General features: G+C 45.3%; 20 protein-coding genes and 1 riboswitch. Of the genes, 18 read left to right on the top strand and 2 right to left on the bottom strand.

Features of this window, described 5'->3' with window-relative positions; translation table 11 throughout:
• Nucleotides 1–2 precede the first annotated feature (2 nt).
• The 8 genes from MNQ98_RS23605 (at nt 3) to MNQ98_RS23570 (ending at nt 9,039) form a co-directional block, all read left to right on the top strand.
• A complete protein-coding gene (locus tag MNQ98_RS23605) occupies nt 3–1,031 on the top strand; it encodes an RluA family pseudouridine synthase (protein ID WP_241930433.1) in 1,029 nt (342 codons plus the stop codon).
• Between the two features lie 27 nt (nt 1,032–1,058).
• Nucleotides 1,059–1,424 carry an arsenate reductase family protein gene (locus tag MNQ98_RS23600; RefSeq protein WP_241930432.1) on the top strand — a complete coding sequence of 122 codons (366 nt, stop codon included), beginning with the start codon at nt 1,059–1,061 and terminating at the stop codon, nt 1,422–1,424.
• Between the two features lie 377 nt (nt 1,425–1,801).
• Nucleotides 1,802–2,665: a 5'-3' exonuclease gene (locus MNQ98_RS23595; RefSeq protein WP_241934019.1), complete on the top strand. Its 864-nt coding sequence runs from the start codon at nt 1,802–1,804 to the stop codon at nt 2,663–2,665.
• 222 nt (nt 2,666–2,887) lie between these two features.
• On the top strand, nt 2,888–3,772 hold the full coding sequence (locus MNQ98_RS23590; RefSeq protein WP_277883689.1) for an ROK family protein: 885 nt from the start codon (nt 2,888–2,890) through the stop codon (nt 3,770–3,772).
• A 790-nt stretch (nt 3,773–4,562) separates the two neighbouring features.
• Nucleotides 4,563–5,258: a response regulator transcription factor gene (locus tag MNQ98_RS23585; RefSeq protein WP_241930431.1), complete on the top strand. Its 696-nt coding sequence runs from the start codon at nt 4,563–4,565 to the stop codon at nt 5,256–5,258.
• Nucleotides 5,251–6,258: a sensor histidine kinase gene (locus MNQ98_RS23580; protein ID WP_241930430.1), complete on the top strand. Its 1,008-nt coding sequence runs from the start codon at nt 5,251–5,253 to the stop codon at nt 6,256–6,258. Before MNQ98_RS23585 ends, MNQ98_RS23580 begins: the two co-directional genes overlap by 8 nt.
• Before the next feature lie 98 nt (nt 6,259–6,356).
• Nucleotides 6,357–7,118 carry an ABC transporter ATP-binding protein gene (locus tag MNQ98_RS23575; protein WP_241930429.1) on the top strand — a complete coding sequence of 254 codons (762 nt, stop codon included), beginning with the start codon at nt 6,357–6,359 and terminating at the stop codon, nt 7,116–7,118.
• Entirely contained in the window at nt 7,108–9,039 is a 1,932-nt protein-coding gene (locus tag MNQ98_RS23570; protein ID WP_241930428.1) for an ABC transporter permease, read from the top strand. The genes MNQ98_RS23575 and MNQ98_RS23570 overlap by 11 nt, the downstream gene beginning before the upstream one ends.
• Nucleotides 9,040–9,504: 465 nt before the next feature.
• Here the strand turns inward: MNQ98_RS23570 and MNQ98_RS23565 are convergent, their stop codons facing one another.
• Nucleotides 9,505–9,807, bottom strand: a complete 303-nt coding sequence (locus MNQ98_RS23565) for a DUF3055 domain-containing protein (RefSeq protein ID WP_241930427.1) — start codon at nt 9,805–9,807, stop codon at nt 9,505–9,507.
• Between the two features lie 242 nt (nt 9,808–10,049).
• On the opposite strand from MNQ98_RS23565, the gene MNQ98_RS23560 reads away from it, so the two are divergent.
• Nucleotides 10,050–11,057: an HRDC domain-containing protein gene (locus tag MNQ98_RS23560; protein ID WP_241930426.1), complete on the top strand. Its 1,008-nt coding sequence runs from the start codon at nt 10,050–10,052 to the stop codon at nt 11,055–11,057.
• Between the two features lie 53 nt (nt 11,058–11,110).
• Here MNQ98_RS23560 and corA read toward each other — a convergent pair whose 3' ends face one another.
• A complete protein-coding gene (gene corA, locus MNQ98_RS23555; RefSeq protein ID WP_241930425.1) occupies nt 11,111–12,046 on the bottom strand; it encodes a magnesium/cobalt transporter CorA in 936 nt (311 codons plus the stop codon).
• Nucleotides 12,047–12,484: 438 nt separating this feature from the next.
• A riboswitch (SAM riboswitch) is annotated at nt 12,485–12,616 on the top strand.
• Between the two features lie 124 nt (nt 12,617–12,740).
• Between corA and metA the strand changes: the two genes are divergently transcribed.
• From metA to liaF, 9 genes are all read left to right on the top strand, one after another.
• Nucleotides 12,741–13,658: a homoserine O-acetyltransferase MetA gene (metA, locus tag MNQ98_RS23550; protein ID WP_241930424.1), complete on the top strand. Its 918-nt coding sequence runs from the start codon at nt 12,741–12,743 to the stop codon at nt 13,656–13,658.
• 37 nt (nt 13,659–13,695) lie between these two features.
• Nucleotides 13,696–14,874: a PLP-dependent transferase gene (locus tag MNQ98_RS23545; protein WP_241930423.1), complete on the top strand. Its 1,179-nt coding sequence runs from the start codon at nt 13,696–13,698 to the stop codon at nt 14,872–14,874.
• A 2-nt stretch (nt 14,875–14,876) separates the two neighbouring features.
• Nucleotides 14,877–16,049 carry an aminotransferase class I/II-fold pyridoxal phosphate-dependent enzyme gene (locus MNQ98_RS23540; RefSeq protein ID WP_241930422.1) on the top strand — a complete coding sequence of 391 codons (1,173 nt, stop codon included), beginning with the start codon at nt 14,877–14,879 and terminating at the stop codon, nt 16,047–16,049.
• A gap of 133 nt (nt 16,050–16,182) precedes the next feature.
• Complete coding sequence (mqnC, locus tag MNQ98_RS23535; RefSeq protein ID WP_241930421.1) at nt 16,183–17,316, top strand: cyclic dehypoxanthinyl futalosine synthase; 1,134 nt, start codon at nt 16,183–16,185, stop codon at nt 17,314–17,316.
• 212 nt (nt 17,317–17,528) lie between these two features.
• Complete coding sequence (locus MNQ98_RS23530) at nt 17,529–18,467, top strand: putative sporulation protein YtxC (RefSeq protein ID WP_241930420.1); 939 nt, start codon at nt 17,529–17,531, stop codon at nt 18,465–18,467.
• A 380-nt stretch (nt 18,468–18,847) separates the two neighbouring features.
• Complete coding sequence (gene thrS, locus MNQ98_RS23525; RefSeq protein WP_241930419.1) at nt 18,848–20,785, top strand: threonine--tRNA ligase; 1,938 nt, start codon at nt 18,848–18,850, stop codon at nt 20,783–20,785.
• A 309-nt stretch (nt 20,786–21,094) separates the two neighbouring features.
• The gene (locus MNQ98_RS23520; protein WP_481856790.1) at nt 21,095–21,676 is read left to right on the top strand and encodes a 3D domain-containing protein; all 582 of its coding nucleotides are present in this window, start codon (nt 21,095–21,097) and stop codon (nt 21,674–21,676) included.
• Nucleotides 21,677–21,796: 120 nt separating this feature from the next.
• Nucleotides 21,797–21,997 (top strand): hypothetical protein, encoded by a 201-nt coding sequence (locus tag MNQ98_RS23515; protein ID WP_241930418.1) that lies wholly within the window; start codon nt 21,797–21,799, stop codon nt 21,995–21,997.
• A gap of 192 nt (nt 21,998–22,189) precedes the next feature.
• On the top strand, nt 22,190–23,197 hold the full coding sequence (liaF, locus tag MNQ98_RS23510) for a cell wall-active antibiotics response protein LiaF (protein WP_481856789.1): 1,008 nt from the start codon (nt 22,190–22,192) through the stop codon (nt 23,195–23,197).

Below are 23,197 nucleotides of genomic sequence, written 5' to 3'. Positions count from 1 at the left end.
ATATGGAATTGTATTACCCGCCAATTGCTTATATAGTACCTGTAAGCGAAGACGGCATGCTTCTGAAAACCATTTTGCAAAAACGGATGGGTGTATCACGAAAGCTCTTGTCCCGGCTTAAGCTGACCGAACAGGGAATTATGCTGAACGGAGCAAGGGTTTATATCAGTGTGAAAGTTCGAGCAGGTGATGTGGTGGAAATCCGTATGGAGCAGGAGCTCTCGGACGATATTTTGCCGCAGCCCATGCATTTGGATATATTATTTGAGGATGAGCATTTACTTGTCGTCAATAAAGCAGCGGGTACGATTGTGCACCCAACCCATGGCCATTACACCGATACATTGGCGAACGGCGTTGTTCATTATTGGCAGCTGAAGGGCTGGAATTACCGGTTCAGGGCGATTCACCGTCTGGATCAGGAAACATCGGGTGTACTTGCCATCGCCAAAAACCCTTATATCCACCAGCATGTATCGGAGCAAATGATAGCCGGAACCGTCGATAAAAGATATCTGGCACTCGTTCACAGTGTTCCCCAGCCGACAGAAGGGAATATTGACGGGCCAATCGACCGGGATCCGCTGGAGCCTCACCGTCGTATTGTCACGCCGGACGGCTATCCTTCGTTAACCCGTTATACTGTTCGTGAGGTTTATCGCGGAGCGTCTCTGGTAGAGCTGAAACTGGAGACGGGGAGGACGCACCAGATCCGTGTACATATGAGCAGCATCGGATGCCCGTTAATCGGAGATAAGATGTACCGGCATCCGATTTATACGGCACCACCTTTGGTGAAGGACGGTAAGCCTATTCAAACCGGCGCTTTATTTGATGAAGAAGATCTCACGAACATAACTCGTCTAGATGAAGGGATTGATCGGCAGGCACTGCATGCGGAGCTCCTCACTTTTGTCCACCCGATTACAGGAGATGTGATGACCTTTCGCGCACCGATTCCGGAGGATATAAAATGGCTGCTAGAGCGATTGGGTGAAGAAGGAACAGATGCCGACGAGAATAACTGCTAGACAAAGTAGAAGGAGAGTTTAAATCAAATGAGCCAATTGATCGTATATCAATATCCCAAGTGCAGCACATGCAGAAATGCGGTGAAATGGCTGCAAAATGAAGGACATGACCTCACACTCCGGCATATTAAAGACGAGCCACCTACACCAGAGGAACTGGCTGAATTAATTGATAAAAGTGGTTTCGAGCTAAAGAAATTTTTCAACACGAGCGGTGAGGTATACAAGCAAATGTCTTTAAAGGACAAGCTTCCAAGTATGCTTGTAGAGGAACAGATTAAGCTGCTGTCTTCCAATGGAATGCTTATCAAGCGTCCAATCGTATCTGATGGAACGCGGGTGACCGTAGGGTTTAAAGAGGAACTGTTCAAGGATGCATGGAAGGCTTTGTAAGCGTGTCGGCATCAAGTAATTGAAGATTTGGCTCGGAAACCTAAAAAGTTTCCGGGCTTTTTTTGTACATATATAGATTGAACTAAAGAAAGGGAAGTGCTTCAACGAAGAAGGCGGAATTATTCTCGAGAAACGGTAGTGGGGGCAAGAGCGATCGTAAGAATAATCCGCATTCGTAGTGATGCTCAGGCTAAGAAGTTTTAGTTCAACTTATATAGCGAACAGGTTTTTAAATGGAAATATTATATGATTTGCGGGACACTACGAAATAGGCAGATATGGTATAATGACATATTGAGATTATGATATAACAAGATTTTGAACATATTAGCAAGGAGCGATTTATTACAGTGAACACAACGAAGCAACCTTCTCTGATGCTCGTCGATGGTATGGCCTTATTGTTCCGAGCTTACTATGCTACGGCTACTAGTGGTTATATCCGCCGAACCAAGGCAGGGGTTCCTACAAATGCTATTTACGGATTCCTTCGCTATTTGTGGGACGCTATTGACACATTTCAACCAACACACGTGGCCTGCTGCTGGGATATGGCTGCAAAAACGTTCCGCAGCGACCAGTTTGCAGCTTATAAAGGCAATCGGCCTGAAGCGCCAGAGGATCTGATTCCCCAGTTCTCCCTTATTCGTGAAGTCACAGATTGCCTTGGCATTCCGAACCTTGGCGTTGAGGGCTTTGAGGCCGATGACTGTATCGGGACACTGGCTTGTCGTTTCGGCAGTGATATGAATGTTATGGTATTATCAGGCGACCATGATCTGCTTCAGCTTGTAGATGAACGGACTTCGGTCATCATTATGAAAAAAGGACACGGCAATTATTTGGTATACACCCCGGAGACGCTGTACCAGGAAAAAGGGCTTTCCCCACGTCAGGTTATTGATGTCAAAGGTCTAATGGGCGATACGAGTGATAACTATCCGGGTGTGCGTGGAATCGGTGAGAAAACGGCCATGAAGCTGATTCAGGAATACGAAACGATCGAAGGTATACTCGCAAATATGGATTCTCTTACGAAGAGTGTTCGGGGTAAAATTGAAGCGGATCTTGAAATGCTGCACCTATCTAGATCTCTCGCAGCTATTCATTGTGAAGTACCTGTGGATTGCGATCTGGACTTGTGCCTTCTTGAGATAGACGATGAGCGTGTCCTGCCCAAGCTTGAGGAGCTCGAAATGAAGAGCTTAAGTCATCTGATGGGAGTTGCACTGGTGCCATGATCGATAGATGATGCCTTGTGGCTGTCTGTAAAACATCACTGTGTTCCAGTATAATTACATTTATACTGGGAACAGCAGCGGCCGATGGATGCACCTTGCTGTATTCCGTGGTAAAACGCTGGTAGAAATTTATCATGCTGTAGGTAACGGGCGACCAACCCAGAACGAATCGAAAAAACATAATGAATATGACATCATACACCTTGGAGAGGATGAACTCACATGATACTTGGAGCAATTGAAGCTGGCGGCACAAAATTTGTATGCGGAATCGGTAAGGAGGATGGTACGGTTATCGAACGTACGAGCTTCCCGACCACAACGCCGGAAGAAACGATGGCGCAAGTGTTTTCGTTTTTTGCAGACAAAGGGGTGGAAGCCATCGGTGCAGGCTTTTTTGGACCGATCGATCCGGTAAAAGGAAGCCCTACATATGGCTCTATAACAACAACGCCGAAGCCGCACTGGAGCAATTTCAATGTTGTGAAAGCGCTGGAGGAGCGTTTCAACGTACCGATCGGTTTTGATACGGATGTAAATGGTGCAGCGCTTGGAGAACATACCTGGGGAGCGGCTCAAGGTCTTAACAGCTGTTTGTACATCACGATTGGAACCGGTGTTGGTGCCGGAGCGGTTGTGGATGGAAAGCTGATTCATGGTTTATCTCACCCTGAAATGGGTCATATCATTGTACGCCGTCATCCAGATGACAAGTACGAAGGTACTTGCCCTTATCATAGTGATTGCCTGGAAGGTCTGGCTGCAGGCCCATCCCTTGGCAGACGCTGGGGGGTTGCAGGAGCTGAGTTGACACCGGATCATCCGGCTTGGGAGATGGAAGCTTATTATCTTGCACAGGCATTGATGAACTATGTGCTGATCCTTTCACCTGAAAGAATTGTGATGGGCGGAGGGGTTATGAAGCAGCAGCAACTGTTCCCACTGATCCATAAGAAGCTGCAGGAAATGCTGGCGGGCTACGTTTCGCATCCAAGCCTGAACCAGGACATTGCCCAGTTTATCGTACCACCGCAGTTGGGTGACAACGCAGGTCTGTGTGGCGCATTAGCGCTGGCCAAGCTGGCTGTAGACGAGGCTTCGAAGTAATTTTTGAGAGTAAGGCAGAGGATACTGTCGCATAAGTAATTTATAGGCCGCCTTGAGGATTGATCCTCAGGCGGCTTTGTTTGGGTTGGGTGATAGCATCGAAAGCGCATGCTATCTCTGGATTGATACAGTTAAAAAGTAATTCAGAACAATCCGGAGACAACAGCGATGGGAACAACGACTGACCTTGCAGTGTTATAGAGGTTAGAAGGTGAAGTCGTATAGGATAGAAATGAGAGTGCATCCCATGGATTACCCTACATAGAGGTTTGTAATGATGAATACGCACGAAGCAGCGGAGAGGACAGACGATTGTGGACAAGCGATAGCGATCGCCTAAAAGCTTTCCGTAGGAAAACTAGCATCGAGAGCGTGTACCTCTGGATTGTTACCGATAAAAAACAATTCAGAATAATCTGGAGACAACAGCGATGGGAACAACGTCCGACCTCGCAGCGTGCCAATAGATACACTGGTGTAGAGGATACTCTTTGAAAAGAGTATGCTTCTTCTTATAGATCACTTTACTTAAAGGATTAAGTTTGTAATGATGAACACGCTCAATGTAGCGGAGAGGACGAAGCGATTTCGGAGAAGCGGTAGCGTTCGCCTTTGTCCCCGAATTTCTTCCGCTAAGGAACAATTCAGAAATTTGGGGGCAAGAGCGATCGTAGGAACGATTCGTACTCGCAGCGTCTCTAAAGACATCACCTGTTTAAATCTATAGCATCCAGAAAGCTTATACTATACACTTGTTAAAAGAATGCCGAGAAAAAGTGTGGTGACTACAATGTTTAAAATTATGTTAATTGAGGACAACATGACCTTGTTTAAGGAGATTAAAGAAAGGCTATCACAGTGGTCTTATGAAGTGCATGGAATCCATGATTTCAGCAATGTCGTGCATGAGTTTACCGCGATTAAGCCGGATCTAGTTATCATAGATATCCAACTGCCGAAATTTGATGGCTTTCATTGGTGCCGAATGATTCGTTCCCATTCCAACGTACCGATCATTTTTTTATCGTCACGAGATCATCCTACCGATATGGTTATGTCTATGCAGCTAGGCGCTGATGATTTTGTTCAAAAACCATTTCACTTTGACGTACTAATCGCGAAGATTCAAGCCATTCTTCGCCGCGTATATAATTATAATACCGAGCGAATCGAGCTCAGATCCTGGCGGGGTGCAACAGTGGAATACGTAAAAAATACCATCACCAATGAGAAGGGCTCCATTGAACTGACGAAAAATGAAATGTTTATACTGAAAGTGCTCATTGAGCGAAAAAATCAGATTGTCAGCCGGGAAGATATTATTAAAAGTTTGTGGGACAATGAGCATTTTGTAAGCGATAATACGCTAACAGTCAACGTTAACCGTTTGCGCAAAAAGCTGGAAAATATCACACTCGACCCTTACATTGAAACGAAGGTTGGACAAGGGTATATGGCTACGGAAGAGGCAAACTCGTATGGTTAAAAAGTATGTTGTGGAGAGACGAAGCTGGATTATATTATTTCTGTTTCTACAGCTGCTTGTTCTTTTTGTTTCTTTCGTCGATTCTTCAATTCCCTTTATGCCTATCCTATATATAGTGTTTTTGTCCACACTTATTTTCATAGGTTTTTTCCTTATAAGGTATCATAAAGAAACCAAATTTTATAAAAGTATTGAAGTATGGGATCAATCGAATGGGTTCTCGGCGCTTGCAGAAGCAGAGAGCCCGTTTGAAAAAATTGTGGAAGAGAGTGTTATTGCTCAGAACGAGCTATACCGAAACGAACTTTCCCAGCGCCTGATCGAAGTGGAGCAGGAGAAAGACGAATTGTTGTCCTGGATTCATGAAGTAAAAACCCCGCTCACAACGATGCAGCTAATGATTGAACGCTCAAATGATGAAACTTTAAAAGGACAATTGATGTATGAGTGGCTGCGTATTCACCTGCTGCTTGATCAGCAGCTGCACCAAAAGCGCATACCTTTTATTAAAAATGATTTGTATATCGAGCAAGCTGCATTAGAGCCAATCATTTTCAAAGAAATTAAAGAACTGAAAATTTGGTGTATGCAAAAAGGAATAGGCTTCGACGTTACCCTTCAGGTAGCTGAAGTGCTGACGGATGCCAAATGGCTTGGTTTTATAATCAGGCAGCTGTTAACGAACGCTGTTAAATACAGCGAAATCTCCGACATTATCATTGAAAGTAATTATGACGACGACGGTCAAGCCAAGCTTGTGATTAAGGATTTTGGCCGTGGTATTGATCCGAAAGATCAACCTCGCATATTTGATAAAGGTTTTACATCGACAACCCAGCATCAGGATACTGCCGCGACCGGTATGGGACTATATTTAACACAGAAGGTGGCAAACTCTTTATTCATTCATATAGATGTGTCTTCTGAGCTAGGGGTTGGCACAACATTTACGTTAACGTTTCCCCAAAAGAATGCATTTGTGAGTATCACAAGCATGTGACAGGATTGTCACATGCTTTTATGATTTGTTCGGAGAATCGAAGGATTTGTTCAGAGAGCTGTTTTATGATGAAAGTAAGAAAAAAGGAGTGAGTGAAATTGGTGATCCTAGAATCTAATAAAATTTATAAAAGTTATGGCAACAAGCTAAACAAGCAAGAAGTGCTGAAAGGCATCGACATTAGCGTAGAAAAAGGCGAGTTCGTGAGTATTATGGGGGCCTCCGGATCGGGTAAAACAACGCTGCTTAATGTACTTTCGTCTATTGATAAAGTTAGTCAGGGAACCATTAAAATCGAGGGAAAAGAATTTACGGGCATGAAAGAAAAGCAGCTGGCTGAATTTAGAAAGCACCATTTGGGCTTTATTTTTCAGGAATATAACCTGCTGGATACCTTGACTGTCAAAGAGAACGTGCTGCTGCCGTTATCCATCAAAAACGTATCCAAAAAAGATGCGGATCAAAAATTTAAAACGGTAGCAACGGAGCTTGGTATTTTTGAACTCAAAGACAAGTATCCCAATGAAATATCAGGGGGTCAGAAGCAGCGGACATCCGCGGCTCGTGCCTTTATTCATGAACCAAGCATTATATTTGCAGATGAGCCGACAGGTGCGCTGGACTCTAAATCAGCTTCCGATTTATTGAATAAGCTGAGCCAATTAAATCAGAAGCTTGCGGCGACGATTATTATGGTTACCCATGATCCGGTGGCTGCCAGCTATTGCAGCAGAGTTGTTTTTATTAAAGACGGACAGATTTACACACAGCTGAACAAAGGTGAGGAGTCAAGACAAGCCTTTTTCAATGACATTATAAAAACACAAGGTGTTCTGGGTGGTGTTCAAAATGAGCATTAACTCTCTCATCTACAGAAATCTGAAAAAGAACATAAAAAATTATTTTCTCTATGTGTTTGCCCTGATTTTTAGTGTGGCGCTGTACTTTGCCTTTGTCACTCTGCAGTATGATCCGGCGATGGAAGAATTGAAAGGATCGATGAAAGGCGCCGCAGCTTTAAAAGCTGCCTCGGTCCTGCTCGTTGCGATTGTTGCGATTTTTCTTCTGTATGCAAACAACATTTTCATCAAACGCAGAAGTAAAGAAATTGGGCTGTTTCAATTAATCGGGATGACCAAAGGGAAAATATTCAAGATTCTCACTTTGGAGAACTTAATGCTCTATTTCGGATCTATGCTGATCGGTATTTTTGCAGGGTTCTCGGCTTCACGGCTTATTCTTATGGTTTTGTTCAAAGTAACAGATGTAGAGTCAGAAGCTACCTTAAGGTTTTCAACGGAAGCGTTAATCCAAACGGTTATTGTGTTTGCCGCGGTTTACATTCTCATCATGATCATGAATTATACGTTCATTAAAAGACAGAGCATTTTATCCTTGTTCCGTGCCGTTTCGACCACTCAGGAAAAAGTGAAAAAAATGTCCATGTTCGAGATGTTGATGGGGCTGGCAGGAATCGGGTTAATCCTTTATGGTTACTATCTATCGACGGATATGTTCAGCGGTAGACTAACACAAATAAATGAATTGTTTATGACGATGATTTTGATTTTGGGTTCGGTTATTATCGGGACATATTTGTTCTACAAAGGTTCAGTCAGCTTCATTTTTAATATGATTCGTAAAAGCAAGGACGGGTATTTGTCACTGAATGAGGTGCTGTCCCTCTCATCGATTATGTTCCGCATGAAGTCGAATGCTTTATTGCTGACCGTTATTACAACGGTCTCCGCTTTGGCGATAGGACTGCTGTCACTAAGTTATATTTCTTACTACTCGGCCGAAAAATCAGCGGAACAAAGCATACCTAACGATTTCACCGTCACTAGCCCGGAACACAAAAAACAATTTACAGAAGTTTTGTCAGCTCAAAATATTGCTTACGATGAGGTTCATAGAAACGTTGTGTATGTGAATGTAGATGTGTCTCAAATTTTAGGATCTGAGGCTGAGGGAAAGGACGCCGAAAGCATGCCCCTTGCCGTAGTAAGTGAAAAACAGGTAGAGGGAATGGACCTAACTCCGAAAGAGACGCTTTTTGCCGGTACCAGTGATGCAATTGATAAGTTTGTTGGATTAAAAGAATCAGGAAACATTACTTTACATGGCAACACCAGCTCGATTGAACAAAGATTAATTAGAACCGATAAGAAAGCAATATTGTCCTGGAATTTTAGCCTCGGATTACCTTCAGCGATTGTGGAGGATTCGGTCTACCAACAGCTGGATCAGGATAAGAATCCTGAACTTCAGAGAGAATATTCCGAGTATTTCGGTATTGATATTCAGGATGAAACCAAGATTGAGCAAGCGGACGAGATTTTTCAGGAATTGAATTTTGACGGAAAAGCGATGTCGCAGATTGATCTCAGCACAGAGCAAAAATCGAATATGGGATTGGTCATGTTTGTTGTCGGGTTCTTGGGTCTTACGTTCCTCATTACATCCGGATGTATCCTTTACTTTAAGCAAATGGATGAAGCTGAAGAGGAAAGAGGCAATTACACGATCTTAAGAAAGCTTGGATTTACGCAAGGAAATATACTACGGGGTATTCAGGCCAAACAGCTCTTCAATTTTGGTATTCCTCTTATTGTAGGATTATTTCATGGCTACTTTGCTGTCCAATCCGGGTGGTTCTTCTTCGGGACGGAGCTATATGCACCAATGATCATGGTTATGCTGTTGTACACGGCATTGTATTCTATCTTTGGATTCTTGTCCGTGCTCTTTTACAAAAAAGTTATTAAAGAGGCCCTGTGATTTATAATTGTTAGATCTACTATTTGAATGAACCTCTACGTGTGTTTGTGACTACTCATAATCCAACAGTGTGGTTGATCACCGGCATGCAGGCGCCGTACTTTCTCGCTGGGAGCTGCGTGCGGTGCGAAATTCAGTAATTTTGTATAAAATGCAACTTTATTCCGGGATACAGCGACGAAGGACGAATTGTTGCATGAAATACAACAATTGGGATGAGGAATCATTGATTTCCCCCTTCCTTAGGAGAAATTGTTGTAGAATCTACAACAATTTCAGTAGTTCAGGCTTCTGCTGCTCCAAAGTTGTATAACATACAACATTTTGTCCCCGAATTTCTTCCGCTAAGAAATAAATCAAGAAATTCAGGGGCAAGAGCGGTTGTAGGAATGATTCGTACGCGTAGCGTCTTACAAACAAACGAGGGAGGCATCCCAGGCCATTGGGCCTTTTGGAACACCCCAGTTAATCAGTAAAATGAGCATCTCCCAGCACCAGCGTCAGAAATTCACGCAAATCTTCTGCCTGGTCCCGTTCCAGACTAAACGTACGCTCGAGGTACCCTTCCTGCTCTAGATCATCGGCAGCAAGAATAGCAGTTCTTCCGAACTGCAGGTCGGTAACTAACTTCTTCCCATAGAAATGGTTCGTGGTCGTAACGGCCAGATCGAAACGTTTGAGTGATGGGCCGATGAACGTGACGAAACGGGTAGATGTGGACTCAGTACTATCTGATAAAAAATCAAGCTGCTGCGATTCCCCGGTCATATCGGCAATTCACTCCTTCCAAGGATGTTTGTTGTCCATTATACAAGAAAAGTTGAGACAACCTATATAACATTTTGATTTTATAACATCCCCATTGACGTTGTTACAAATTATGGTATCATGATGGGTAAACAGTATAACGGATGTTTTAAACGAGGGAAGCACCTTTCTGACGCTACGGCGGGAAAGGTGCTTTTTTTGCGTTGTACTGATACAAAATAAATGACAGGAGGTTAATGGATGTGCAGATTGTTTTTATGAATCAGATGTCTAGAAATGATGGGGCGAGTGATGAGAATAGCGCACAAGTGTGGGTTGGGGAAGAGGAAGGAATGTGGCGATTGGGTTGGCGAGATATCGAGCCGGATGGATATGCGCAGGATGATGATTGGTATGAGGGAAGCTCATGGCAGGAGCTGTTGTGTGTATACCGTCACCGCCTTGCTATGAAACTAAGTGAAGGTTACCGGCCGGTGATCGAAGGGATATTTCATGAGCCGGAAGATTCCAAAGGGAAGAATCACGCGGCCCTGAAGCTCCAATGCTACAGTGAGCTGTACGGATCGGAGGAGCTGTATACAGAGCTGTGTGCCTGGCGCCGAAGGAAAGCGGCCGCTGGACGTAAAGCCCCTTATTTTATAGCGAGTAACCGCGTGCTTCGCCTCATTAGCGCCTTTATGCCTCAGACAGAGGAAGAGCTGCTTCAGCTGCCGGGGATCGGGTCAAATAAGGCTGCTGAGCATGGTGCCGACTGGATAGAAATGACATCCAAGTTGGAAAGAACGACAGCGTTTCCGCTAGATTGGGTATTTCGTCAACTGAAGGAGGAGGAATTTTTGTCTTGGCTCTATAAGCAGAAAGAGCATAAGTATAAGCAGGAGCTGGAGAACTATCGTATGAGCCGGACGATGCTGATGGGCATAGCGGATGGCTTGACACTGGATCAACTGAGTCAGAATACGGAAATGTCGCGCAGAGATTTGGTCGAACATTTGGAAGGGCTAGAGAAGGAAGGATACGATACTGAACTTCTTATCCGTATGGAGCTTGAGAGCATGCCGGATACGGAACAGTCGGCCATCTGGAAAGCTTTTGAGGAGCTGGGAGATACTTTTCTTAAACCGGTAATGCAGCGTGTATATGGTCAGGAACCAGCAGCGGAGGGCGGTATGGAGCAGCGGTACGAGCGTCTTCGCCTAATCCGGATCCGGTTCCGTCGGCAGCATTTTGAGAAGCGCGACGCCGTGTAGACTATGACAAAACGGGTGCCTTCTATAAGTGAAGGACACCCGTTTCCTACGTTTCATAACCATTCTTTTTTGCGGAACAGATAGTACATGCCTGACCCGAGAAAGATCATAAGTCCGAGAACGGCAAAGTACGAATACTTCCAGTGTAATTCAGGCATATTGTCAAAGTTCATGCCGTATATTCCAGTAATTACGGTAAGCGGCATGAAGATGGTGGTCATGGCAGTAAAAACTCTCATAATTTCGTTCGCCCGGTTCGCGATACTGGACTGGTAAGCTTCTCGAAGGTTACTCATCAGATCGCGGTAGGTTTCAAACGTCTCGGATATTTTCACAGCATTCTCGTAAATATCGCTGAAGTACTTTTGTAATTGATCATCGATCAGGCGCAGGTCTTTTTTGTTCAGCGTGTTGATGACTTCCTTCTGGGGTCCAAGTACTTTTTTTAGCCACAAAATCTCGCTTCGCAAACCGATAATTTCATTCAAATGTGATTTCTTGGTATGCATCAATATGTCTTCTTCAAGCTGATCGATACGTGCCTCAATCCGGTCGCCAACCGTAAAGTAGTTGTCTGTGACCAGGTCAATCAAAATGTATAGGAACCGGTCCGGTGAGTTTGCTTCGTCTTCCCACAGAAGGGGCTTCACAGCCCGGAGCTCATGAATTTTCTGCTTGGTTACAGTAATGATAAAATGTCTTCCCAGAAAAATGTTCAGGGCCCGGAGGAAAATCTCCTCATCGTCAAAGCGGATGCTGTTCACTACGATAAAATAGTGGTTTTCGTATATTTCAATCTTTGGGCGTTGCTCTTCTTCACTCTGGGAGTCTTCAACTGCTAGGTCGTGCAGAGAGAACATGGGCTGGAGTTCCGCCAAGTCTTCCACATCGGCATCGATCCAGTAAAACCCGTCAGCCGGGGCTGTAAGTGTCGTTTCAATGTCGTCGATGGGGGTAAAAACACCCGAATTCACCAACCGGATTTTCATCTGATATCACTCCTTTAATTCACTGCTTGCGCATACTCGAATAAAGGCATAGGGTATCAGCTTACCGGCATACCGGCAGGTGTTCTGAATAATTCGGCATAAAGGCTTCTATAAGAGCGCATGAAAAATAACGCTGCCCGCCACCGGTGAGCTGATCTTGGTCCTATGCGGTTTTTCGTCACTCACATCCAGCTTATGGCTCGGGTCACCGTCCATCTTCCATGTCACCTCTTTCATATGGTTAATTAGCACTTGTCTAGTATAACGCTGGGGTTATTACCTTTCAAGGTGGAATTAAGCGTAAGATACTTCCTTGTACAGGGTATGGAAGAAGGAGGTGAGATGTTACATTTTTTTAGCTCAAAGCTTCTTGACGAAAAAATGTTCTTGATTTAAAGTAATAATCAGTATTAACAGATGACAACTTCATACAGCTAAATCTTATCAAGAGCAGGTGGAGGGACTAGCCCTATGAAACCCGGCAACCGGCGGCAATATCGCACGGTGCTAATTCTTGCAGGATGTACGCGGCCTTAATGTTAAGGACCGCGAAATTCTGACAGATGAGAGAGGCGCATAGTTTACGTATACGTACATATGACCTTTCTCATTAGAGATAGGTCATTTTTGCATTACTTTGGCCTTCTCTGACTTTTTGTAATCAACTATTTATTAACCCGAAGGAGGAGTAATTATGCCGATCAAAATTCCAGACACACTGCCTGCAAAGGAAGTTCTTGCTGGGGAGAACATTTTTGTAATGGATGAAAGCCATGCGTTTCATCAAGATATCCGCCCGCTGCGGATTGCCATTCTGAATTTGATGCCGACCAAGGAAACGACGGAGACACAGCTGCTTCGCCTGATCGGTAATTCACCGCTTCAGGTGGATGTTGTCCTGCTTCATCCGGGATCTCATACTTCTAAAAATACCCCGGCAGAGCATTTGGAGTCGTTCTATAAAACATTTGAGGAAGTAAAGCATCGCCGCTTTGACGGCATGATCATTACGGGTGCGCCTGTCGAGCAGCTTCATTTTGAAGAAGTGAACTATTGGAATGAGCTCACAGAGATTTTTGAATGGAGTAAGAGGAATGTAACCTCGACCCTTCACATATGTTGGGCTTCCCAGGCGGGTCTTTACTATCATTATGGTGTACCGAAATATAGTCTTTCCGAAAAATGCTTCGGTGTGTTCTCCCACACCGTAAACGAACCGACGGTAAAACTTCTTCGGGGCTTTGATGAGGTATTCTATGCCCCTCATTCCAGGCATACCGAAGTGCGCCGGGAAGATGTTGAACAATCGGTTCAACTTGAAATTTTGTCTGAATCCGAGGAGGCTGGGATTTATCTGGTAGCCTCAAAGGACGGTAGACAGGTGTTTGTAACAGGGCACTCGGAGTATGATTCTGATTCGCTTCGGTGGGAATATGAACGGGATGCTGCCAAAGGATTGGACGTTGCACTTCCACGCCATTATTACCCGAAGGATGACCCGACTATAAAACCACCGTCCGTTTGGAGAGCCCATGCGAATTTATTATTCTCTAATTGGCTGAATTACTATGTATATCAAGAAACGCCTTATGATATTGGACCGCAAATCTAGAGAGAAAAGAAAAGTAATGTTAAAAGGAGGAGCGAACATGGAGAAGAAGCAACTGAGAATTGAAAGCAGGCTGGCTCAAATTGGTTCAGTAGAGGAGCCGGTGACGGGAGCCATTAATTTTCCGATCTATCAAGCTACAGCATTTCGTCACCCGAAGTTGGGTCAAAGCACAGGCTTCGATTATTCCCGTACGAAAAGTCCGACAAGACAGGTTCTGGAGGAAGCGGCGGCTGCATTGGAATCAGGGGATGCCGGGTTTGCCTGCAGTTCTGGGATGGCGGCATTACAGACTGTGTTCGCCCTCTTCGGACAGGGTGATCATCTCATCGTATCACTGGATTTATACGGAGGCACTTACCGTCTGATCGAAAAAATATTGTCCAGGTATGGAGTAAGCGCAACTTATGTCGATACGAATGATATGGACGCGCTAGAGCAGTCTAGAAAACCGAACACAAAAGCGGTCATTATCGAGACGCCAACGAACCCGCTGATGATGATAACAGATATTGATGCTGTCTGTAGTTGGGCCCGGCATCATGACCTGATCAGTATTGTGGATAACACGCTGCTGACACCGTTCTTTCAGAGACCTATCGAGCTTGGAGCCGATATCGTTGTACACAGCGCAACCAAATATTTGGGAGGGCACAACGATGTGCTAGCAGGATTAATCGTTACCAAGGGGAAAGAGCTGTCAGAGGAAATTGCCTTTTTACACAATTCGATCGGGGCGGTGCTGGGTCCGACGGACTCTTACCAACTGATGCGCGGCATGAAAACATTGGCGCTTAGAATGGAGCGTCATGAAAGCAATGCAAAGGCGATTGCATTGTTTCTCAAGGAGCATCCGGCAGTATCCGAGGTATTCTACCCGGCATTTCCTGATCATCCGGGATATGAAATTCAGCAGAAGCAGTCCAGTGGAAATACAGGTATTTTTTCATTCAAAGTGAAGGATGCAAGGTATGTTGAGCCTTTGCTTCGTCATATCAAGCTGATTGCTTTTGCCGAGAGCCTGGGAGGGGTTGAATCTTTAATGACCTATCCGGCGGTTCAGACACATGCCGACATCCCGTTGGAGATTCGCGAAGCTGTTGGCGTGGATGACCGATTACTTCGTTTCTCCGTAGGTATTGAGCATGCAGACGATTTAATCGCGGATCTGGATGCCGCTTTAAATGCTGCTGCAGCTGAAATAGAAGGAGGAGCATAAAGATGAGCCAAGACAACCAGAACAGACATCCCCTTAGATTTGAAACCAGACTGCTTCATTTCGGAGGAGAAATTGACCCCACAACGGGCGCTTCCAGTGTTCCGATTTATCAAGCCTCCACGTTCCATCATGAGGATGTGTTTGCCCCGCCGGTTCATGATTACAGCAGATCCGGCAACCCGACACGCCAAGTGTTGGAGGATTATATAGCATTGCTGGAAGGCGGTGTTCAAGGCTTTGCCTATGCATCAGGTATGGCGGCAATCTCAAGCACATTCATGATGCTCTCGGCGGGAGATCATATCATCGTGACAGAGGATGTATACGGCGGTACATATCGATTGCTAACGAGCATATTGAACCGAATGGGCATGGAATGCACATTCGTGGATATGACCGATCTGGAGCAGGTGAAGAGAGCATTAAAATCCAACACAAAGGCTGTATATATGGAAACTCCTTCGAATCCGACATTAAAAATAACGGATATCGGCGCAATAACGGCTTGGGCTCAGAATCACGGACTATTAACGATACTGGATAATACTTTTATGACTCCGTACTATCAACGGCCGATTGAACAGGGAGTAGATATCGTTCTTCATAGCGCAACCAAATTTCTTGGAGGACACAGCGATGTGCTGGCAGGCTTGGCTGTTGCCCGAACCGAGAGCATTGGAGTTCAGTTGAAGCAGCTTCAGAATGGACTCGGAACTGTGCTTGGCGTACAGGATTCCTGGCTGCTGATGCGTGGCATGAAAACGCTGGGCGCACGTATGACACATAGTGAGCAAAGTGCTGCTAAACTTGCTGCATGGCTTACCGGACGAAATGATATTGAGGCGGTATACTATCCGGGTCTGCTGAATCATCCGGGACGCGAGATTCATGAGAAGCAGTGCAGCGGTTATGGTGCAGTCGTATCGTTTGATGTGGGATCAGGTGAACGAGCCAAGAAAGTGCTGAATGCGGTTAGACTGCCTCTGGTAGCTGTAAGCTTGGGTGCAGTAGAGAGTATTCTCTCTTATCCTGCAATGATGTCCCATGCTGCAATGGGAGAGAAAGTACGCCATGAACGCGGGATCACCGACGGGTTGCTTCGTTTTTCGGTCGGGTTGGAAGATATTGATGATCTTATTGCTGATTTGGATGGAGCACTTGGAGTGCACAGATGACAAAATTTGTAGAATGGCATCCAGTAATCTGGATGTCGTTTTTACTTCCTTTATGTGGTACGATGAAAAAGTTATTATATGTAGGCAAGTGAGATTTACTGTCTTTTAGCCGTGATAAGGGAGGATCCTATATATGAGCACTGTTAATAGTATTCTGGATAAGGCGCTGCGAGGTGAGCGCTTGAACCTGGAAGATACCGTGACACTCTTTGAGAGTGATGAGATTGAAAAAATCGGTCATGCTGCTAATATTATGACCAAACGACTACATCCTGATCCGATTACGACCTTCGTTATTGGACGAAACGTAAACTACACGAATGTGTGTGATGTGTACTGCCGATTCTGTGCTTTTTACCGCAGACCGGGACATGAAGAAGGATACGTGTTGTCCGATGAGGAGATTTTCCAAAAAATTCAGGAAACTGAAGATGTGAATGGAACGGAGATTTTAATGCAGGGCGGAACCAACCCAAATCTATCGTTCAGTTACTATACGGATTTGCTTCGCAACATCAAGAAACGTTTTCCTAACATTACGATGCATTCCTTTTCACCGGCAGAGATTGTAAAAATGATGGAAGTGTCAGGGCTTAGCATGGAAGAAGTTGTTCGTGATCTACGAGATGCTGGTCTGGATTCGCTGCCTGGCGGCGGGGCCGAAATTTTGGACGACCGTATCCGTCAGAAAGTCAGTAAGCTGAAGGGTAGCTGGCGCCAGTGGATGGACGTCATGCAGACGGCACACAAGCTTGGAATGAATACGACAGCAACTATGGTTATCGGATTGGGTGAATCGATGGAGCAAAGAGCTCTTCATTTGCTTCGGATACGTGATGCCCAAGACGAATGTATTCAGAACGGATGGAACTCCAAGGGCTTCCTTGCCTTTATACCTTTTACCTTCCAGCCAGATAACACGAACCTGAAGCGCGAACGCGAGACGCCTGAAGCATACTTGAAATCAGTTGCGATCGGTCGCCTGGCTATCGATAATGTTCCGAATCTCCAATCCTCATGGGTGACGATGGGGCCGGAAATTGGCAAGCTGTCTCTGTCATACGGCTGCAATGATTTCGGCAGTACGATGATGGAGGAGAATGTGGTTTCTTCCGCGGGTGCGGTATATAAAGTGAACATCGAGTCTATTTTAAAGCTGATCCGCGAGAGTGGTAACATCCCTGCCCAGCGGAACACGAAGTATGATATTCTGCGTGTGTTTAATGACAATAGTACCGTTGATCGCGATTTTGTGATGCAGAATTAATACGTATCCTAACATTAAGCCCTCTCTCCCGATGGTATCGTGGAGACAGGGCTTTTTTTACGGTGAAACCGTTTCTACTTGCGTGACTTCATCAAGCTAACCCCGTCAGAACAGGCAGGAGATCAACTTGCTTCTTTTTCCAAAAATCAGTTCCGTATATCCCCCCTCAGGTCCCCATATACTGAAACAGGGAACCCGAAAGGAGCGATTCCATGGAACTGTTCAGCATATCGGTCAATACACGGACTGACGGTGAAAAAGAAGCCTTTTACCGTATCTTGTCAGACAAGCAGAAAGAGTTACATAAACAATGCAGGCAGTTGAAGTTTTCGTTCAGCGCTTCGAGAGATCGGGTCATTTGGACGTGTTCCGGAAAGCTGCCGCTCACGGCATGGACCTCATCCGCTGAGATGGTGCGCAGGCTAATATCTGAAGCGGCAGCAGCTTACATCTTGGAGGAGAAAGAGCAGGATATTGCAGCCCGGCTGCTGCTTTCGGAATTTGAGTTCAATGATAATGAAGAATCCGAGCGTGTTCTGCAATGGTTTTTGATGTTGCTTGCAAAGGATGATAATCCGTCAGGTGATTATTCACAGCAGCGCAGGCGGAAGCTGAAGGACAGTATATTTGTCTGCCTGTCGGAGTCTCCTGATCTGAATTTGGATGGCTTTATGACCTTTCGGATGCAGTCGTATGAGCAGGAGCTAAGGGAAATGGCGGAGTATGCGGTAGATGAGTTCATGCTGGATCAGCAATATGAGGAGTTTGTAAGTCTGCTTAAATATTTTGTGTATTTTCAGGAGCCGCTTATGCCGTTAGTTCACGTCGTCCATAAGGGAGGAGAGGATTTCCTTCTGTTGGATGGCAGCTTAAGACCGATCGAGAAGATGCGGGACGAAGGGCTGGTTATGGAACGGCTCGATCAGGATATGGAAATTGAGGATATGGTCGTTAGTACATTGATCTCGCTATCCCCTGCACGTATGATCATTCATACGCGGGAGCCGGACCTTCCGGTTATTGTCACACTGGCACATATTTTTGATAACCGGGCGGAGGTGTGCATCAGCTGTCCTGAATGCAGTCCCTTTCTTGGAAGCTTGGCTAATGATGACTTGACGTTCCCGGCAAAACGGGATTATAATAACTGATAAATTCACGTAAAAAGCATCGACAAAGACATGGATCAAGCAGGCTAAGACCGACCAGAGAGAGGAAACACGGCTGTAATTTCCTCCGGTACGCTATTGATTTACCCCTTTGTAGCTGCGTTGTCGAAATGTCCTTGGATACTGTATAAAGTGTTCTGGAGAGAGTAGGCTTCGCCGGTTCATTACCGTTACCCAATGCCAACGAAGGATCTTCTCAGAGCAGTAGATACGTAACTGTTTCTGGAGATCGAACTAGGGTGGAACCACGAGTATAACACTCGTCCCTTTGCGGGACGGGTGTTTTTTATGTTGTCCTGCAAGTGTGGATCATAAGGATCAAACGTGAAATTAAACAATGATTCTTTCAGGAGGAATGCAGGATGGCTATTAGTATTAAGCTTCCGGACGGCTCCGTCCGGGAATATTCGGAAGGCAGCAGCATTGAAGATGTGGCGGCTTCCATCAGTAGCGGACTTAGAAAAAATGCTGTTGCGGGTAAATTGAACGGTCAAGTGGTTGATTTGTCTACACCTCTTGAGGAGGGCGCTCTCATTGAAATTGTGACCCAGGATTCATCGGATGGTCTTGAGGTAATGCGTCATAGTACTGCGCACCTGATGGCCCAGGCCACAAAGCGCTTGTTCGGCGCAAAAGCAGTTAAGCTTGGAGTTGGTCCTGTAATCGAGGATGGCTTTTACTACGATATGGATCTTGAGGAGCCGCTGAATCCAGAGGATCTCCAAAAGATTGAAAAAGAAATGGAGCGCATTATCGGGGAAAACCTTCCGATTGTTCGCAAAGAGGTAAGCCGAGAAGAAGCACTCCGCATTTTCGGCGAGCTGGAGGACCCTTACAAGTTGGAGTTGATCAATGCTCTGCCTGAGGACAGTGTCATCTCCATTTATGAACAGGGTGAATTCTTTGACCTATGCCGCGGGCCTCATGTGCCTTCCACTGGCAAAATCAAAGTATTCAAACTGATGAATGTGGCCGGAGCTTACTGGCGTGGTGACAGCAAGAACAAAATGTTGCAGCGTGTATACGGTACTGCATTTGTGAAAAAAGCTCAGCTCGACGAGCACCTTCATTTGCTGGAAGAAGCTAAGAAGCGTGATCACCGCAAGCTTGGTAAAGAATTGGAAATGTTCACCTTCTCCCAACTGGTTGGCCAAGGCCTACCGATTTGGCTGCCAAACGGCGCGAAGCTCCGCCGTACTCTAGAGCGTTATATTGTGGACATGGAGGAGCGTCTTGGATACCAGCACGTATATACACCGGTTCTCGGCAACGTGGAACTGTACAAAACGTCCGGACATTTGGAGCATTATGAAGAAGATATGTTCCCTAGAATGGTGATGGACAACGAAGAGCTGGTGCTCCGTCCGATGAACTGCCCGCACCATATGATGGTGTACAAGAGCAGTATGCATAGTTACCGTGACCTTCCAATCCGTATTGCAGAGCTCGGTATGCAGCATCGCTACGAAATGTCTGGAGCACTGACTGGTCTTCACCGTGTCCGCGCAATGACATTGAACGATTCTCATATTTTCTGCCGTCCGGATCAGATTAAGGAAGAATTTGCACGCGTTATCGAGCTGATCATGACCGTGTACAAGGACTTTGGTATTAACGATTACCGTTTCCGTCTGTCTTACCGCGATCCACAGGATACCGAGAAATATTTCCCGAACGACGAAATGTGGGAAATGTCCCAGCGTATGCTGCGTGAAGTTGTGGAAAGCTTGGATATGCCGTTTTACGAAGCGGAAGGCGAAGCCGCATTCTATGGTCCGAAGCTGGACGTTCAGGTTCGTACGGCGCTCGGCAAGGAGGAGACTTTGTCCACTGTTCAACTGGACTTCCTGCTTCCAGAACGTTTTGAGCTTGAATATGTAGGCGACGACGGACAAAAGCACCGCCCGGTCGTTATCCACCGCGGTATTCTTGGAACAATGGAACGGTTTACTGCATTCCTGCTGGAGAATTTTGCCGGAGCATTGCCATTGTGGCTTTCTCCTGTACAGGTTAAAGTCATTCCGGTATCGACTGCTTTCGAAGATTACGCGAAGGAAGTAGCAGACCGACTCAAGTTGGCAGGCGTTTCCGTAGAACCGGATTTGCGCAATGAGAAGCTCGGTTACAAAATCCGTGAAGCACAGCTTGAAAAAGTACCGTACATGTTCATCGTAGGAGAGAATGAGATGAATGCAAAAGCTGTATCCGTACGTAAGCGTGGTGAAGGAGATCTTGGCGCTCAAGGTCTAGATGAAGTCATTCTCAAGCTCCAAGAAGAGATTAACAACCGCGTAGTTTAATTATTAGGACATCTTTTGAAACAAGTCATATAGATATCTTCATAGGCCTCTGTCATGTAACGTATAAACCTTTTGGAAAATGGGAAACCTCACTAGCAAGGGGGAGGTTCTCAAATGAACAATTGGAAAACATGGCAGAGGTTTTTAATATGCATTTTACTATCAGGGTTCTTGTATAGCTTTGGCACATCTGAAACAAACGCTTCAACGATGATGCCGGTGTCTTCAGATTCTTATGGAATCGGTGTTCGTGATCAGTTGCAAGCAGGCGGTGAAGAAGAGGTCATTGAAGGAAGCAACTTTAGTGAGATGTCGAGTTTTTATACATTCAGTGCTGTAGGACTTGGAAATATCAATCACTACTTGCTACCGGCTCAGTTATCGGCAGAGAATGAGGACATCGAAGCCAAACAACATAACAAAAAACGGGTGCCTTCCATGGCAGTTTCAGCTCCAAAGGAAGATCAAGTTCTCCGTACTGTAAAAGTAACAGCTACCGGTTATACCGCAGGTTATGAATCAACCGGCAAAAACCCGGGACATCCGCAGTACGGGATCACCTACTCTGGCGTAAAGGTTAAGCGGGATAAAAACAAGGTGTCGACAATTGCAGCTGATCCGGATGTGTTTCCTGTGGGAAGTATTTTGTACATTCCTGATTATGGTTACGGTGTAGTAGCTGACACTGGCTCTGCTATTAAAGGTGAAAAGATCGATCTATATTTTGCCACCACGAAGCAGGTATTTAAAGAATGGGGCAAAAAGGACGTTGAGGTACAGGTAATTAAACGCGGAAACGGCAAATGTACTGAAAAAATGTTGCACAGACTTGGCGAAGCAATTGAAACGTACCGGTTTCTGCCTTCTTCCGTGTTGGAAGAAGCTATCTAAGGCAGGATATTGCATTCGTCGGTTCGTTGGAATAATGGCCGCCTGTCCATCACATACTATTGTTCGGGGAGACGTTCCCCGAAGAGGATGATGGTATTGCTGGACAGGGAGGTGAATACCGTGGCTAAGAAAAGCAAAGTGCAGGAAAACTATAAAACCCCAAACGAAAAGTTTAATGCAGAGTTTGCTGAGGAGAATAGTACTTCTGTCTCCCAAAAAGGCTCCCAGAAAGTTCAAGGAAACTTTAAGACGCCAAACGAAAAGTTTGACGCTGAGTTTGCTGAGTTCGGTGAGAGTAGCACAAACAAAGCTAACCGCTAAACATCAGTATCATATTGCTTAACGCAAACAAGACCTTCGCAAATATATGCGGGGGTCTTGTTTTTCCATAATGATCCATCTACCTCGGTCCCGAGACCGAGGCATGTTTCATCCCGCCGCCGCTATCCATGCAGTATCACTTGTTGTACACTGTAATCAAAGGAAAAATACGAAATGAAAAGCAGGAGGATGCTGCATATGAATAGAAGAGGATGGAACCAACTGACTGGCGGGCTTCTTCTCATTGGCGTGGGAGTGTACTTTATACTTCAACAAATGGGCGTTGTTGATTTGAATCTGGGACACTTGATTTCCATATATTGGCCTGTAATTCTGATTTGGGTCGGACTACAAGGATTTATGGCTCGTCCGAAACATGGAGGAGCGATGTGGGGATCAATAGTGCCGCTGATTATCGGTCTGTATTTTTTGGGACGAAACTTAGACATGGTCGACTTTTCGTTTGGGGACCTGATAAAATATGCGCTTCCTGTCATATTAATCGGGTATGGGTTATCAGTCATTTTTAAGCCAAAGAATCACCAGCCGCCAAATCCACCCAAGCACTATAAAAGGGAAGAGGACGAAAGAATGGATGATATCCCAGAGGTTCCGCAAGCACCGAAAATGGAATCTTCGCTGGATGAAATGTTTGAACGGACTTTTGGAAAAAAGAAAGACCGGGAGAAAGATTCTAGACCAGAGCAGGAGGAATTCATCATCCATGAACAGCATCATCATAAGGCTCATCATAAGTATGATCATAAAGAGTACAGAGAACGGAAGGAAAGCTGGAATGACCATGGATGGAATCATGGCGATACGATAAATAAATCAGCCTTCATCGGCGACGTGCATATGGGGAATGAATATTTCACCCTCAAACCGACTAACATTTCGCAGTTTATTGGGGATACGGTACTGGATTTAACCAAAGCTCAAATTCCTTATGGGGAAACCAAGATCAATATTTCGGCTTTTATCGGGGATGTTAAGGTGTTTGTTCCTAATGATTCGGATCTTGGCGTATATGTACAAACGAGTTCATTTATCGGCGATATGTCGGTTCTTGGGCAGACCCGCAGCGGTTTCATGAGCAGCGCTGGGATGGAAAGCCCGCACTACAGGGAAGCAGGAAAGAAGCTTCGTATCAACATCAGCGTATTTATTGGTGATGTAAAAGTGAACAAGGTAGGGTAA

It is taken from the genome of Paenibacillus sp. N3/727 (assembly GCF_022637315.1).
Classification (GTDB): Bacteria; Bacillota; Bacilli; order Paenibacillales; family Paenibacillaceae; genus Paenibacillus_AQ; species Paenibacillus_AQ uliginis.
This window is presented reverse-complemented; position numbering and strand designations above follow the sequence as displayed.